General features: G+C 65.2%; 12 protein-coding genes. 2 read left to right on the top strand and 10 right to left on the bottom strand.

Annotation, left to right across the window (positions count from 1 at the left end):
* Positions 1-101: 101 nt before the first annotated feature.
* From ACX9NE_RS02720 to ACX9NE_RS02690, 7 genes are all read right to left on the bottom strand, one after another.
* Positions 102-971 (bottom strand): patatin-like phospholipase family protein, encoded by an 870-nt coding sequence (locus ACX9NE_RS02720; protein WP_459359914.1) that lies wholly within the window; start codon positions 969-971, stop codon positions 102-104.
* Positions 968-1,849: a class II glutamine amidotransferase gene (locus ACX9NE_RS02715; protein WP_459359915.1), complete on the bottom strand. Its 882-nt coding sequence runs from the start codon at positions 1,847-1,849 to the stop codon at positions 968-970. Before ACX9NE_RS02715 ends, ACX9NE_RS02720 begins: the two co-directional genes overlap by 4 nt.
* Positions 1,850-1,857: 8 nt before the next feature.
* Complete coding sequence (locus ACX9NE_RS02710) at positions 1,858-2,334, bottom strand: SRPBCC family protein (RefSeq protein ID WP_459359916.1); 477 nt, start codon at positions 2,332-2,334, stop codon at positions 1,858-1,860.
* Complete coding sequence (locus tag ACX9NE_RS02705; RefSeq protein WP_459359917.1) at positions 2,334-3,404, bottom strand: NAD(P)H-dependent amine dehydrogenase family protein; 1,071 nt, start codon at positions 3,402-3,404, stop codon at positions 2,334-2,336. Before ACX9NE_RS02705 ends, ACX9NE_RS02710 begins: the two co-directional genes overlap by 1 nt.
* Before the next feature lie 78 nt (positions 3,405-3,482).
* On the bottom strand, positions 3,483-5,114 hold the full coding sequence (locus tag ACX9NE_RS02700) for a fatty acid--CoA ligase (protein WP_459359918.1): 1,632 nt from the start codon (positions 5,112-5,114) through the stop codon (positions 3,483-3,485).
* A 116-nt stretch (positions 5,115-5,230) separates the two neighbouring features.
* Complete coding sequence (locus ACX9NE_RS02695; protein WP_459359919.1) at positions 5,231-6,379, bottom strand: YncE family protein; 1,149 nt, start codon at positions 6,377-6,379, stop codon at positions 5,231-5,233.
* A gap of 454 nt (positions 6,380-6,833) precedes the next feature.
* Positions 6,834-7,172 carry an ArsR/SmtB family transcription factor gene (locus ACX9NE_RS02690; RefSeq protein ID WP_459359920.1) on the bottom strand — a complete coding sequence of 113 codons (339 nt, stop codon included), beginning with the start codon at positions 7,170-7,172 and terminating at the stop codon, positions 6,834-6,836.
* Positions 7,173-7,372: 200 nt separating this feature from the next.
* Here ACX9NE_RS02690 and ACX9NE_RS02685 point away from each other — a divergent pair, with 200 nt between their 5' ends.
* Together ACX9NE_RS02685 and ACX9NE_RS02680 are read left to right on the top strand one after the other, a co-directional pair.
* Complete coding sequence (locus ACX9NE_RS02685) at positions 7,373-9,205, top strand: heavy metal translocating P-type ATPase (protein WP_459360064.1); 1,833 nt, start codon at positions 7,373-7,375, stop codon at positions 9,203-9,205.
* A gap of 183 nt (positions 9,206-9,388) precedes the next feature.
* Entirely contained in the window at positions 9,389-10,900 is a 1,512-nt protein-coding gene (locus ACX9NE_RS02680) for a phospholipase C (RefSeq protein ID WP_459359921.1), read from the top strand.
* A gap of 22 nt (positions 10,901-10,922) precedes the next feature.
* Here ACX9NE_RS02680 and ACX9NE_RS02675 read toward each other — a convergent pair whose 3' ends face one another.
* Genes ACX9NE_RS02675 through ACX9NE_RS02665 form a run of 3 tightly spaced genes read right to left on the bottom strand, consistent with a single transcriptional unit; the run spans position 10,923 to position 14,131 of the window.
* Positions 10,923-11,693 (bottom strand): DUF427 domain-containing protein, encoded by a 771-nt coding sequence (locus tag ACX9NE_RS02675; protein WP_459359922.1) that lies wholly within the window; start codon positions 11,691-11,693, stop codon positions 10,923-10,925.
* 5 nt (positions 11,694-11,698) lie between these two features.
* Positions 11,699-13,294, bottom strand: coding sequence for an esterase-like activity of phytase family protein (locus ACX9NE_RS02670; RefSeq protein WP_459359923.1), 1,596 nt, complete (start codon positions 13,292-13,294; stop codon positions 11,699-11,701).
* A gap of 54 nt (positions 13,295-13,348) precedes the next feature.
* A complete protein-coding gene (locus tag ACX9NE_RS02665; protein WP_459359924.1) occupies positions 13,349-14,131 on the bottom strand; it encodes a hypothetical protein in 783 nt (260 codons plus the stop codon).
* Positions 14,132-14,171: the final 40 nt, after the last annotated feature.

Here is a 14,171-nt window from a genome sequence, read left to right as displayed (position 1 = left end):
GTCCAATGGCGGGTTCGTCGCCACCAGGCACCGCAAAGCCAGGGAATACCTGCGGTGTTTCGTCGAGTTTCCGGCGGTTGCGGAGCATCCCGCTCGGGTGATCACACACCGAGGAAACGCGCGATGGATTCCGCTTCGCGCCGGCCCTGGGCGCGCCCAGCTCTCGCCGAACCGATCCGGCATCGCGGATCCAGCGGGTTGGCGCCGAAGGCCGCCAGCGAATCCTCATCGGCGAAGACACTCAAAGTCCGGCCCTTGAACGCGGTGATCTCACCGGCCGGCCCCGGTCCGAACGGCGACGGCGTGTCCGCCCCCGCGGGGACCAACACCACCGCCACGTCGCAGTCATCGGCAACCTCGATGTTGACCGAGCTGTGCACGCCACCGTCCATGAACCGCCGCCCGCCGATGCTCACCGGCGGCCATGCCCCCGGCACCGCACAGCTGGCAGCAACCGCATCGACCAGCCCGACCCCCCAATCACGGTCGAACACCACCAATTCGCCTGTCTCCGTGTCGATTGCGACGACTCTCAGGGCACGGTCCGGCCAGTCGTGGGAAGGCAGACGCTGTGCGATCACGTCGCGTCGGACGGTTTCCGGGACGGTCTCGGTGGCCAGCGCCACCGCCCCGATCCGCTGTAGGCGGCCCGCGATTCGGTCCCAGCCCGGGGTACGCGGTTCGCGAAGCGCGTCCAGGAAAAGCGATGTGATCGCGTCGATGTCCACGCCGGGATCGATTTCGGCCGAAGCCTCGGCGACCTGACGGTCGAACAGCGCGTCCAAGGACTCACCGCTGCTGATCTGCGCTGCCACGGTCGAACCCGCCGACGTTCCGACCAGCACGTCGGATTCCACCAGCAGCCGCGCGGCCGCCGTTGACTCGTCGGCGACACCACGCAGAATGCCTGTCTCCCATGCGATTCCGGCTAGCCCGCCGCCGGCCAGGACAAGCGCACGTCGGGACGTCACGGCCGGTGCCGTGTTCCGGGAAGGGCATGCTGAGCGCGGAAGACCGGTTGAGTCAGATCGGCCCGGCGCAGCAGATGCCTGGGCGGGTCGGGAAGCGCGATGGCACGGCTGATATCGAGGGCCGCGTCGACGTACACCAACTCACCCGGGTCGAGCAGGATCCAGCGCGGATCGTCGTCCATCGGCTCGGTTGCGAAAACCACCGAGGACCTCCCGGCGAGCGTCTTGCACCGGGCGTGGATTCTGCTGGTGGACATGTCGAAATCGGGCACGCCGTCCACCCGCCTGTCCAACATGAACAGTTGATGAGTGTCCGGGTACCGCAGTGCCCACATTTGGGTGCCCATGCACAGCAGGATGTTGAGGGCGTAGACCGGCACGGAATCGGCGAGCCAGCTGACCGCGTCCACCACGCCCGCCGAGACGTCGCCCTGCCGGGCGCGGACGCACCCGGTGATCAGCGCGAAAATCCGCTCGGAATCGGTCTGGCCCAACACCAGGTCACGGGTGCCGAGTTCGCGCAGCCGCTCGTCGACGACATCGAGGCCTTCGATCATTCCGTTGTGCGCGAAGATCCTTCCGTCCTGCAGGAACGGGTGGGTGTTGCGCACATCGAGTGATCCAGTCGTCGCATACCGGACGTGCGCGATGAACGTCGTGCCATCCAGACAGTGCGCTTCGGTGGCGAACTGCGTGTCTCGCCAGGCAGCGATCGGTTCCTTGTGCAGCTGCGGCCGGCCGCGTTCGTCGAACAATCCCAGACCGGTGCCGTCGGGGTTCTTGCGGCTCTGCCGGGCAAGGCTGTCCGGCGCTTCCAGCAACCAGAACGTTGCCGTGACCACTTCGGTGCCGGCATGCAGGCCAAAAAGTCGGCACACGGGCCGGCTCAGTCAGTGACCAGTTGCGCGGACAACTTCTCCAGGACCACGCGCGCATACCCCTTCCACATCTTGGCGAACACGGGCAGCAGCGGCGCGGCGGCAGACGACTTCGGATGCAGGGTCCACTGCCAACTCACTCGGGTACCGGTGCCCGCCGGCGAGAACGACCATAGTCCGTCCACCGAGCGCACCAGCGTCGCCAGTGGTCCGGTGATGTCGGACAGCGTGTAACCGAAAGACCGTGGCGGGTCCACACTGGTCAGCGTCTCGCGCACCCGGCCGCCACCGACCATCAGGATCGTCCGGGTCTGACCGGGCGCGTCCCACTTTCCGGTTTGGTCCCGAACGTCCTTGATGGGCGGGATGATTCCGTACCACTGCGCGCAGATCACCGGCAGCGATATCGACATCGTGCGGGCGAAGGCGTCCTCGACCGAGATGGGTATGGCGCGCGATTGCTGAACGACGACCGACTTTGACATCAGACCCCCTTTTCGCGTGACAGCCGGGGCGCAGCCCGGCCGGTGATGAGCGGTAGATCGAAAAAGCTTTGGATGCCCGCCGGGGCGTCGCAGGTCGCCGGAATCGCGTTGACACAGTGCGCCGCAGTCGCGACGATGCCGGGGTTGCTGACCAGCCCCGCCCGCACGCTTTCGGGCTGCCATCCCTTGATGATGACGAAGGTGTCCGGGTTGCCTCGCACCTCGATTTCGTAACGCTCCCCGGCGGGCCCGAAAGACCAAGGCGGATCCAGGTTTTGCTCCCCCATCAACCAGTTCACGGTGATCCGCACCACCGGAGTGTCACCGACGAGCGCTTCCCAGTGGAAGCGGCGTCCCGCGACCTGCCCGGGCTCGATCAACCCGATCGGTGAGTCGATCGGCGCCGTCGCCACGGCCACCTCTTGCGAGGGACGGATGTCGGGCTCGGCCGCGAAGCCCAGCTTGTCGACACAAAGCCGCACGGACTGGAAGAAGCCGCCGTTGAGCAGTTTCTGCATCGGTCCGGTCAGCGCATCGTCCGGAGTGCCACCGAAACCCATCACATGCCGCAGCACATCCGGGGCGCCATAGCTGCGCAGATCCGAAAACTCCTCGGCGCGAACGAAAGTCACGCCGGTGGACATCACCGACAGCAGTAGCGGGAACAATTCGGTAGCCGCGCCGGGTCCGATACCGGCACCGTGCAGCGTGGTGTTGCCGGCCTGTGCGGCAACCTCGAGAGGGGCGGCCTCCTTCTCGGTCGGGTTGAACCAGCCCAGCGGCGTGACGACGTTCTTGCCCGAGCGCAACAGGGCCGCAACCTCGTCGGGGCTGGGCAGCAACGGCGCATAGATGACCGCGTCGGCTTTGATCGCCAAGATGTCGTCGATGTTGTTGGTCGCGGTCACCCCCAGTGGCGGCCCACCGATGATCTCGCCGACGTCTTTGCCGCTCTTGGCATCCGAATGCACCCAGCAGCCGACGAGTTCGAGGTCGGGATGCTCCTGCACCCCTTTGATCGCGGCCTTTCCGACCGATCCGGTGGCCCATTGCACCACCCGCAGGCTCATGCTCCCCTTCTCTCCCGCGAGCAGACACAAAATCGCCCTTTTGGTGCCCCGATAGTGCGAGTTTGTGTCTGCTCGCGCTCACTGGTGTGTTTCGATGACCTCGTAGTCCCCGTCCGCGTAACGGGACCGGATGGTCTTCTTGTCGTACTTGCCCACGCTGGTGCGTGGTATCTCGTCGGCAAACGCCCAGCGCTCGGGCAACCACCACCGAACCACTTTGTCGCCCAAGAACTTCCGTAGCTCTGCCGCGCTGACGTCGGCGCCCTCCCGGGCGACGACCACAGCCAGCGGCCGCTCCTGCCAACGCTCGTCGGACACCCCGACCACAGCAGCTTCCACCACGTCCGGATGGCCGATCAGGCAGTTCTCCAACTCGACCGAGGAGATCCACTCCCCGCCGGATTTGATGACGTCCTTGGCTCGGTCGGTCAACGTGATGAAGCCCTGTTCGTCGATGCGGCCCACATCACCGGTGCGCAACCATCCGGAGTCGAACTTGGACTCGTCATGCCCCTTGTAGTAGCCGCCGGTGATCCATGGGCCCCGTACTTCCACCTCGCCGACCGCCTTGCCGTCATTGGGCAGCACTTTCCCGTCGTCGTCCACAATCCGGGTCTCTACGCCACACACCGGCTGACCCTGGGTCACCCGATATGCCCAATGTTGGTCGTCCGGGGTGCCCGGCGGCGGCCAGGCCATGGTGGCCAGCGGCGACGTCTCTGTCATCCCCCACAATTGCCGGATCTGGACGTCGTATCTCTCCTCGAAGGTCCGCATCAATGACTCCGGAACCGCCGAACCGCCGCAGGCGACCATGCGCAGCGAGGACATGTCGTGGCCCGGATTCTTTTCCAGGTGGTGCATGACGTCGTTCCAGATGGTCGGCACGGCACCGGCCCGCGTGGGACGCAGCGTCTCCACCATGTCGATCAGCGAGCGGGCGTCCAGATGACGGTCGGGCAGCACCAGGTCCGCACCCGCCATCAGGGCCGCGTAGGGCAGGCCCCACGCGTTGGCATGAAACATCGGCACGATCGGCAGCACCCGGTCGCTGGATCCCACTCCGATGCCGTTGACCGTGCAGGCCGCCATGGAGTGCAGGAAGCTCGAACGATGGCTGTAGACAACGCCTTTGGGGTTACCGGTGGTGCCGCTGGTATAGCACATGGCGGCCGCGGAGTTCTCCTCGATGGCGGGCCAGTCGAATTCCTTCGGCTCGCCTTCGATCAAGTCGTGATAGCGCACCACGGTCTTGCCCGCTTCCTGCAGCGGTGTGAGGTCACCCTCTCCGACCGCGATCACGGTGTGCACGGTCTCGAGTTCGGGCAGCACCGGCCCAAGCAACTTGGCCAGCGACATGTCCACGAGGACCACCTGGTCCTCGGCTTCGTTGGCCACATAAGCGATTTGGTGGGGGAACAGCCGGATGTTGAGGGTGTGCAGCACCGCCCCCATCGAGGGCGCCGCCAAGTAGGTCGCCAGGTGCTCGGCGTTGTTCCACATGAACGTCGCCACCCGCTGATCACCGCTGACGCCGAGACGGCGCAGGGCGTTGGCCAGTTGGGCGGCCTGCTGACCCAGTTCGCGATAGGTCATGCGCCGATAGCCGTCGCCGGTAGCGGTGATGACCTCACGCGACCCGTGTACACCGCAGCCGTGCCGCATGATCGCGGTGATCGTCAGCGGAAAGTCCTGCATCGTGCTGTACATCGATGTACCGCCTCACGCGTCCCGGCGCAGCACCGCCTGTGGTTTCCCGTGGGGCGAATGCTATCGCCGTCGAGCGCGGCGAGGAACGTGGGGCCGACGGCTCCCGGTAGCCGGTGTCAGACGAGCGCCGCGTCGTATCGCAGCAAGTCCGGCACGAACAAATCCAGCGACCGCTTGCTCTCCAGAGCGGCCTGTTCGACACCGGCGGCGATCGGCGCCACGGTGACGGCACCGGAGTAGTCGGCGATGTAGAGGAACCTGCCGTCGCGGCTCTCGAGCACGCAGGACGGCGCCGTCACCACATCCAGGGAATCGATCACGTCCTGGGTGCGCGTGCACAGCATCGTGACGCTCTCATCGCTGACCAGGTACGCCCGGTCGCCGTCTGCGCTCAGGGTGAGCCGGGTGATCAAGCCAGTGGCCTCAGCGATCTTGCGAGTGCCGGCGATCTTGTTGTTGCGTGTGTCCACGATGTCGATCACGGCAGCCTCGGGACCGCTGCTGACGACGTACGCCGATCCGCCGTCTGGACTGACGGCCACATCGCGGACGGGCAGGCCGATTTCTATGGCACCGATGACCGTCGGGCCCGTTCTGCGTTGCGCCGCCTTGGCGCCCGACCCGGCGTTCTTGCGGCGCCAGCGCGCGCGTCCTGACTCCGCTGGGGTCAGACCGGTGTCGATGACAACCAATTGACCACCCGCCGGCCCGTTGACACCGACATAGAGCCGGCCTCCGTCGGCGCTGACCCGCAGGCACTCGGTGGTGGTGCCGGCGGCGGTTGCGATGTCGATCACCTGCACCGCTCCGCTGACGGTGTCCAGTGCAGCAACGTCCGCCCCGCGGGCACCGTTTCGGCTGATGTAGACGTGCCTGCCGTCCGGACCGGCTGCCAGGTCGCTGACGCTGAGGGCCACCGCGTGCGAAGCGACCACGGAGTTGGTGGCCAGGTCTATGACCTTGACCGCGTCGTACGCCGGGGACACCGTGCTCACATAGGCACGATCGCCGCCGTCAACGGCGACGGCGAACGGTTCCTCGACGCCGGCGACGGTCTCCACCACCCGCCAGGATTCGGTGTCGATGACCGCGAGGGTGTCGTTGCCGTAATTGGTCACCAGTAGCCGGCTGCCGTCCGGGCTGGTGGCAATGCCGCTGATGGGCCCCCTGTTGACCCGGATCTGAACGGCCAGCGGGGCCGCCCCGACCTCGTCGAACTCAAGGACGTCGACATTTCGGCCGTTCACATTGCTCTCGAGGCTCACGCTGGCACCGCCTTTGCTTGTTCGTCGGACTCACCGGACGGGTGACAGAACCGCGCAACTGTGCGCGATTCTGACTTCCGGTAAAGCACTCAACAGCGCTAAAAAGGGCTGCTTCGACATGTCAGAAACGATTCTAGCCGCCGAATTTCACGCAAAAATAATTCAATTCCATCGTTGTTACCTACATCACGCTGAAGCCTCAGTATCCACTCAGGATATCACTTCATAACGATTCTCTATCATCAAGTCGGCAAACTGATAGAGTGCGCTGACGTCTACTTATGTACCACTCAGCTATCGTTCTTCGGCGGGCCTTCGCCCTCTCCGAATAAGAATTTCTTATTATTGCCGCCGCGGCGAGGCAAATATCACATTCCCGCGCGTGTCGTCGCCGCAACATTCCCGGACCGCCCAGGCCAGGCGTCACAATTTACACGGTCGGCGATATTTGACGTCAGACGCGCGGGACGGAAGCGATACCGGTGCTGTCGGCGCCGGTCAATGCCTGGCTGAGCACACGCAGCACGTCCTGGTCGGCCGGCGAGTAATACACGAAGGTTCCTTCGCGGCGGGCCTTGACCACGCCGGCCAGACGCAGCTTCGCCAGATGCTGGCTGACCACCGTCGGAGCCACGTCGGCCAGTTCCGCCAGGCACGCCACCGAGGTCTCGCCCTGCAGAAGCGCCCACAGAACTTTGACCCGAGTGGGATCGCTGAGCATTCGGAAGGTGTCCGCAGCACGGGTCACCTGCTCCTCAGAAGGCATCGAGAAGCCGGAAATCGACGAGTGCATAGCGCTCAGCATACCCGGCTGACCTGGGAAATCGCGCATCCGTCTGTCATCGCAGTTGCATAGGTTCACATATACGCAGATATGCTGGCGAGGTGACGGCGACCGAGCTTCGTCCGGCCGCGGCGGCCAACGAGACCCGTCTGTCGGACTGGTGGTCACTTGCCGAGGTCCGGTGGGCGCTCTTGGCGACCGGGCTCTTCATGCTGGGCGTGATCGCTCACCTCGCCGGTGGACCCGGCCGCCTGGACTGGGTGCTGTACCTGGCGTGCTATGGAGCCGGTGGTTGGCAGCCGGCGATAGCCGGCCTCAACGCGTTGCGCAAGAAGGCGTTGGACGTCGATCTGTTGATGGTTGTCGCAGCGGTCGGCGCCGCGGCCATCGGTCAGGTCTTCGATGGCGCGTTGCTGATCGTCATCTTCGCCACCTCCGGTGCTTTGGAGGCCGTTGCGACCCGGCGCACCGAAGACTCGGTACGCGGACTCCTTCGGTTGGCGCCCGAATCCGCCACCCGGATCACCGGTTCAGGTGCCGAGGAACGGGTGGACACCGCGCAGTTAGCGGTCGACGACGTCTTGGTCGTTCGTCCCGGCGAACGCATCGGCGGCGACGGCGTGGTAGTGGACGGCGCCAGCGAGGTCGATCAAGCCGGCATCACCGGGGAACCCCTACCGGTCGACAAGACGGTCGGTGACGAAGTTTTCGCCGGCACCCTCAACGGCACCGGCACACTGCACGTGCGCGTGTTGCGACCTGGCACGGACACTGTGATCAGCCGGATCGCGGCCATGGTCATCGAGGCCAGCGCGAGCAAGGCGCGTACTCAACTGTTCATCGAGAAAGTCGAGCGGCGCTATTCGGTGCTCATGGTGGCCGCGACGACAGCGCTGCTGGCTGGTCCGCTGCTGCTCGGTGCCGACCCACGATCGGCACTGCTGCGGGCGATGACGTTCATGATCGTGGCTTCGCCGTGCGCACTGGTGCTGTCCACCATGCCGCCGCTGCTGGCCGCGATCGCCAACGCCGGCCGCCACGGCGTGCTGGTGAAGTCGGCCGTTGTCCTGGAGAAACTCGCTGGCATCACGCGCGTGGCGTTCGACAAGACGGGCACCCTGACCAACGGGACGCCGCGACTCACCCGGATCCACCCAGCGGCCGGATTGACCGACACCGCGCTGCTGTCGCTGGCCGCGTCGGCGGAGCACCCTTCCGAACACCCGATCGCCCGGGCCGTCGTCACCGCGGCCCGCCAGGCGGGTCTGGCGCTGATACCCGCGGCAGAGTTCGCATCCACGCCCGGGCGAGGAGTCCGCGCCCGCATCGGCGATGACATCGTCGAAGTGGGCAGCCCGGCGCTGCACCGGCACTCCGACCGGATTGTTCAGGAGGTTGAGCGGGCCGGGCACACCGCGGTGACCGTGGTGGTCAACGGCGCCGCCGCCGGTGTGCTCGGACTGGCCGATCGTCCTCGCCCCGAGTCACCCGGCGCCGTTGCGAAACTCGAATCACTCACGGAGACAACACCGTTGATGGTGACGGGCGACAATCCCCGGGCCGCCGGCCGGCTGGCCGAAAGCGTGGGGATCACCGACGTCCGCGCCGGCCTGCTGCCCGCGGACAAAGTCGGCGTTGTTCGGGCCCTCGAGGCCGAGGGCGCCAGGGTCTTGTTCGTCGGCGACGGCGTCAACGATGCGCCGGCGATGGCCGCCGCACAGGTGGCGGTCGCCATGGGCAGGTCCGGATCCGACCTCGCCCTGGAAACCGCCGACGTGGTGATGACCCGCGACAACCTGGAGGCATTGCCGGCCGTCGTCGAACTGGCCCGCCGGGCCCGGCGCGTCGTCATCGCCAACCTGGTGCTCGCCGCCGCCTTCATCGGCGTCCTGGTCGCCTGGGATCTGTTCGGGCACCTCCCGTTGCCCCTGGGAGTCGCCGGCCATGAGGGGTCGACGGTCCTCGTCGGCCTCAACGGACTGCGCCTGCTGCGGGATCGCGCCTGGCGGGACGACCTCGACCGCATCGGGAAAGATTTATAACTCTCGTTCCAAACATTTAATTGAGACTCGCCGCGCTGCGCCCAGAACGGGCTTCCCGATCCTTTAAGCTTTCGCTCACACTTTTCCAAGTCAGGAGGCCGGTCGATTAGCGCGCACAAATTTGACGGGATACCGCGGCGGGATTTTCTTACCGGAGCCGCCGCCGCGGGCGCTGGCGCATTGATGAACGTCGCCGGACCAGTCATTGAGAAGGCTTACGGCGCCGGGCCCTGCCAGGGAAGCTTCACCGATATCGAACACATTGTTCTCTTCTTGCAGGAGAACCGATCCTTCGATCACTATTTCGGCACGCTGTCAGGTACGAATGGATTCAACAGTCCATCCCCCTTGTTCCAACAAAAGGGATGGAATCCCCGGACGCAGAAGCTCGACCCCGCCGGGGTCACGATGCCGTTTCGCTTCGACACCACCCGAGGGCCCTTCGTCGACGGCCAGTGCCTCAACGACCCCGACCACTCCTGGAAGGCGATGCACGAGTCCTGGAACGGCGGCGCCAACGACAACTGGCTGCCGGCCCAGGTCAGCAGCAATCCATTCGTTGGCAATGTGCCCGTGACCATGGGATATCTCACCCGCAAAGACATACCGGTGCACTACCTGTTGGCCGACGCGTTCACCATCTGCGACCAGTACTACTGCTCGGTGCTGGGTCCCACATTGCCCAACCGGCTCTACTGGCTGAGCGCATCGATCGGCCCATCCGGCGCCTATGGCGGACCGCAGCTCACGAGCCCCCCCAGCGAACCGCTTGGCCAATTCAGCTGGACTGTGATGCCGCAGAATCTCAGCGCCGCCGGTGTTAGCTGGAAGCTTTATCGGAACAAAGCCCTCGGCGCCATCGGCAGCAATTACCTCAATTTCACCTACGACCGTATTATGCAGTACTTCAAGCAGGCACAAGACCCGCGGTCGGATCTGGCACGGTACGGGGTGGCTCCGACCTATCCCTTCGACTTTCTCGCCGACGTGAAAGCCAATCGGCTGCCGCAAGTTTCCTGGGTGGTCCCCAACACGCCTGAATCTGAGCACCCGGCTTTTCCCCCGGCAGTGGGCGCCATCGGCATCGTCAACTTGCTACGGATTCTGCTTTCCAATCCGGCAGTCTGGGAAAAGACGGCACTCATTGTTGCGTATGACGAAAATGGCGGCTTCTTCGACCACGTGGTCCCGCCCACCCCGCCACCCGGCACACCCGGGGAATATCTCACTGTGCCCGACATCAACAGCGTGTCGGGATCCGGCGGCATACGTGGACCTATCGGGCTCGGTTATCGGGTGCCCTGCTTCGTCATTTCGCCCTACAGTCGTGGGCCGCTGATGGTGCACGACGTGTTCGACCACACCTCACAGCTCAAGCTTGTCGGTAAACGTTTTGGAGTGCCGGTTCCCAACCTGAGCGCATGGCGCGACAGCACCGTCGGCGACATGACATCGGCGTTCAACTTCGCCGTTCCGCCGAACCCGTCGCGACCCGATCTCGGACATCCACTCTTGGATGCAATTCCGAAGCTGCCGCAGTGCATACCGAATGTGGTGCTCGGAACGATCGGGACCAACCCTAATCCGGTCACCGGCGAGATCGCTGAAGCTATCCCCTACCGGGTCCCCTACCCGCAGGGCATGCCCACACAGGAGACGGCACCGCAGCGTGGAATCCCCAGCGGCCTGTGCTGAGTCGCGCCGCCTGGTTGACCGGCTAGCTGAACTGTGTGCGCGGGCGGGGCAGAGCGACACCGTCGACGATGATGTCGAGCTTCTCGTTGTAGAAGGCCACCAGTCCGGCGATCGGGCCGACGGCCGGCAGCGGGTAGTGGTAGGTCCACGCCACGTCCGGATGTACGGTCTGGCCCACCCGCACCGACCAGTAACCCGAGGTCATTCCCTTATACGGGCACAGGGTCTGCGTGGCCGTGGATTCCAGGTGCTCGAACGCGACATCGGTCGGATCAATGTAATACCTTGTGGGCAAGCCGGTTTCGAAGAGCAAAACCGGTGACCGAGTGTCGGCGAGCACCAGACCGTGCAGTTCCACGCGGACGTGCCGGTGCGAGCGCAGTGCATCGACCCGGGAGTACGGATTGCGCGGGTGACCGTAGATCTGCTCGTCCTCCTCGAACCAGCGCAACGGATCCCACTCGAATCGCACCAGACCCGCGACGGGACTGTCGCCCTCAGCGTCGAAAACCCTTGCGGCAGAGGGATGCGTCTGTCCAGCACCCACCAGGGAGTGCAGCCGCGACGGGCCTAGTTGCACCCGCTGCGGATGGTTGTCATCGTTCAGAAACCTGCTGCGCACGTCGGTCAGCGGGACGTAATACGCAGGGTAATAAGGGAATTCCCACACATAGCGGGCCCCGGTGGTGTCGAATACCAGTTCGGCGCCCAGGTAACCGCGCACGCGGCGCGGTGCGGGCTCGATTCGACCTCGCGCAGCGGCCATTTGGGGATAATCGTGTTCTACGCTCATGGCACTCAGCCGACCTTGATGGTGATCGTCACCTGCTCCGTCTTGGCGGGCAGGCGGTCGGTGTCCACCGTCAGGATCTCGCCGCTGTCTTGGCTTCCGTTGGCCTGCATCTTCGGCTTGAGCCGGAAGGGCGGCGTATCCGAAGCCAGCCCGGCCAGTCCGAAATCGCTGTCGTTGGCCAGAATCAAGGTCTTCCCGCCATCGCGGGTCGCGATTCCCTCGATCCTGTCGTGCCCGAAAAACTCGCCCTGCGGCGACAGCGTGTGCAGCAGTGCCGCGACATCCAGCTGCAGCGTCTTGGCGGCCGCGGTGATTCCCACCGCCTTGAGCTTTGCCAACGCGTCGGCGTCGGTGCCGACGCCGACCAGGGTCTCGATGGGCATCTTGTTGATCAGCAGTCCGCCGGCGTTGGCGTCGTAGGTGGCGCCGGGCACCGTCGAGTTCGGCCCCACATCGGTCGCCGCGGCGACGTCGGTCAGGTAGATCTTCGCGTTGCCGTTGGGCGGATTCTTGCTGTTGCGCTCATCCACCAGGAAGGTGGTCGCGCTCAACGCCGTGATCTCGGACACCCCGACGTTCGTCTCCTGCGGGTTGGCCAACGGGTAGAGGTATTCATGCATGATGCCGCGGTTGACGAGGTTGATGGTGACGATGCGGGTGATCGGCACGGACTTGGCCGGGCCCTGCAGACCCGGCGTCTGCAGCCCCGACTGCATCACGGCCACCAATGTGTTGCCGTCCGGGGTGATCGTAAGCCCTTCCAGGCCCTGGTTCGGCCCGTGCAGCGAAAGCTCCCGCGGCAGGGTGTCGTCGTACGGCGAAAGACGTTCCAGCTCTTTGCCACTCGCGTCGAAGTGGATGATGTAGGGCCCGTACTCGTCGGACACCCAGAAGTTGCCGTCCAGCGTTGCGACCAGGCCCTCGGGGTCCACGCCGTAGTCCGCGGGCGGCAGTGGCGCCCCGTTCAGATCGACCATCGACTCACCGGCACTGGCATGCGGATCGAGGAGCCCCTCCAACGGATGACCGTCCGGGCCCTGCAACATGATGGTGCGCTCCACCGTCGCTACGCCGTCGGCGAGCTTGAGCTTGGCGATGTGCGGGTGATACTCCGGGACCGGAAATACGACCTCGTTGGGTGCGCGTCCTTCGACATTGGGGCCGCGGTCGGTGAGGCCGTAGATCTCGTCGCTACTGCCGGGCACCGGAGCGATACCGGACCCGTGGGCGCTGGCCTGGATCTCGACCCCACCCATCGCGGCCAGGGGTAGTTGATCCTCGGAATACAGCTTGACGGCACGACTGACGGTGACCGGCAATTGGTCGGCGCCATGGAAGCCGGAGTCGGGGGTGTAGATGACCGCGCCGTTGAGTCCGTAGCTGATCTTGCCGTGGGCGGGCTTGCCGAAGGCCACGGGAGTGATGCCCCCGGTGGCAGCCAGCATGCGGTCCGGGGTGATGCTGAGTGGCTTTCCGGCCGAGGCACTGAGCTCGGCCGTGCCCGATGCCGCCGGCAGTGACGGCTTGGCGCTGGATGCACACCCCCCCACGGTGACCAGCACCGTGGCGACCGCGGCGATGGTTCTCGTTGTGTATGCCATTGCCCTTACTTAACAAGCCGAGTTGACGTGCCGGTGTACTTCAATCGAGCGCCACTAACGCTTCTTGTCCCGCACCTTGTAGGTTGACGGCCACGATTTCCGCGACTCGTCGCCCGTCAACGGGGTTCCCATGCCACCCACCTTCACGTTGTAGGCCTCCTTACCCGGCCCGACTTCGCGGTTGGCGTGCTCCTGGGCAAGGTAGTACAACTCGTCGATGGTCGCCTCGTCGTAAGCCACGAAAGAGGTCTCCCGGGCGACGTCGTCGATGCCTGCCAGCATCCGGTCCGGCAGCACACGTGACGCCACAGCCGCCGCGCCGAGCAAGGTGAACGGGAGCACCCAGTAGCAGACGAATGTCAGCGGCGTCCTGGTGTCCAGGATCGTGGCGTTACCCGCCACGATCGGCGGGATGGCCGACGAGACAGTCATCCCGGCGAAGGCGCCCACCCAGATCCAGGTCAGTACCGCGGTGATCCTGCGGAACAGGTCTGTCTTGACCACGTCGGGCGGATGCTCCGCGGCGGCGATTTCCCGCACGAACGGTTTACCGATCAGCACACCGACCAGCGCGACCAGGAATATCCCCAGGTTGCTGAGCGGCTGAATCCAGCGGGTCATGAACTCGTCGCTGAGCGCGAAGGTCAGGATGGCCAGCACCACAAACGTTGCGACACCACCGATTTCGAGTGAGCCCCCGGATCTGCCGGTAGTACGCCCGACGGCGAACACCGCGACGGCCATCAGCAGCGCGATCGATACCGCCGTGGCGAACGGGACGTTACCGACCAGGACCCAGTAGACGATCCACGGCGCAAAGCCGAATAGCATGCCCACGAGGGGTCAGTGTATGGGCGCGTGGTGGTGCACGGTCCCG

Source organism: Mycobacterium sp. ML4, from assembly GCF_054515735.1.
This window is presented reverse-complemented; position numbering and strand designations above follow the sequence as displayed.

Bases quoted from the DNA above. Each gene is read 5' to 3' on its own strand.
- ACX9NE_RS02710 (WP_459359916.1), bottom strand. From the start codon at position 2,334: ATGTCAAAGTCGGTCGTCGTTCAGCAATCGCGCGCCATACCCATCTCG.
- ACX9NE_RS02705 (WP_459359917.1), bottom strand. From the start codon at position 3,404: ATGAGCCTGCGGGTGGTGCAATGGGCCACCGGATCGGTCGGAAAGGCC.
- ACX9NE_RS02700 (WP_459359918.1), bottom strand. From the start codon at position 5,114: ATGTACAGCACGATGCAGGACTTTCCGCTGACGATCACCGCGATCATG.
- ACX9NE_RS02690 (WP_459359920.1), bottom strand. From the start codon at position 7,172: ATGCACTCGTCGATTTCCGGCTTCTCGATGCCTTCTGAGGAGCAGGTG.
- ACX9NE_RS02685 (WP_459360064.1), top strand. From the start codon at position 7,373: ATGCTGGGCGTGATCGCTCACCTCGCCGGTGGACCCGGCCGCCTGGAC.
- ACX9NE_RS02680 (WP_459359921.1), top strand. From the start codon at position 9,389: ATGAACGTCGCCGGACCAGTCATTGAGAAGGCTTACGGCGCCGGGCCC.
- ACX9NE_RS02675 (WP_459359922.1), bottom strand. From the start codon at position 11,693: ATGAGCGTAGAACACGATTATCCCCAAATGGCCGCTGCGCGAGGTCGA.
- ACX9NE_RS02670 (WP_459359923.1), bottom strand. From the start codon at position 13,294: ATGGCATACACAACGAGAACCATCGCCGCGGTCGCCACGGTGCTGGTC.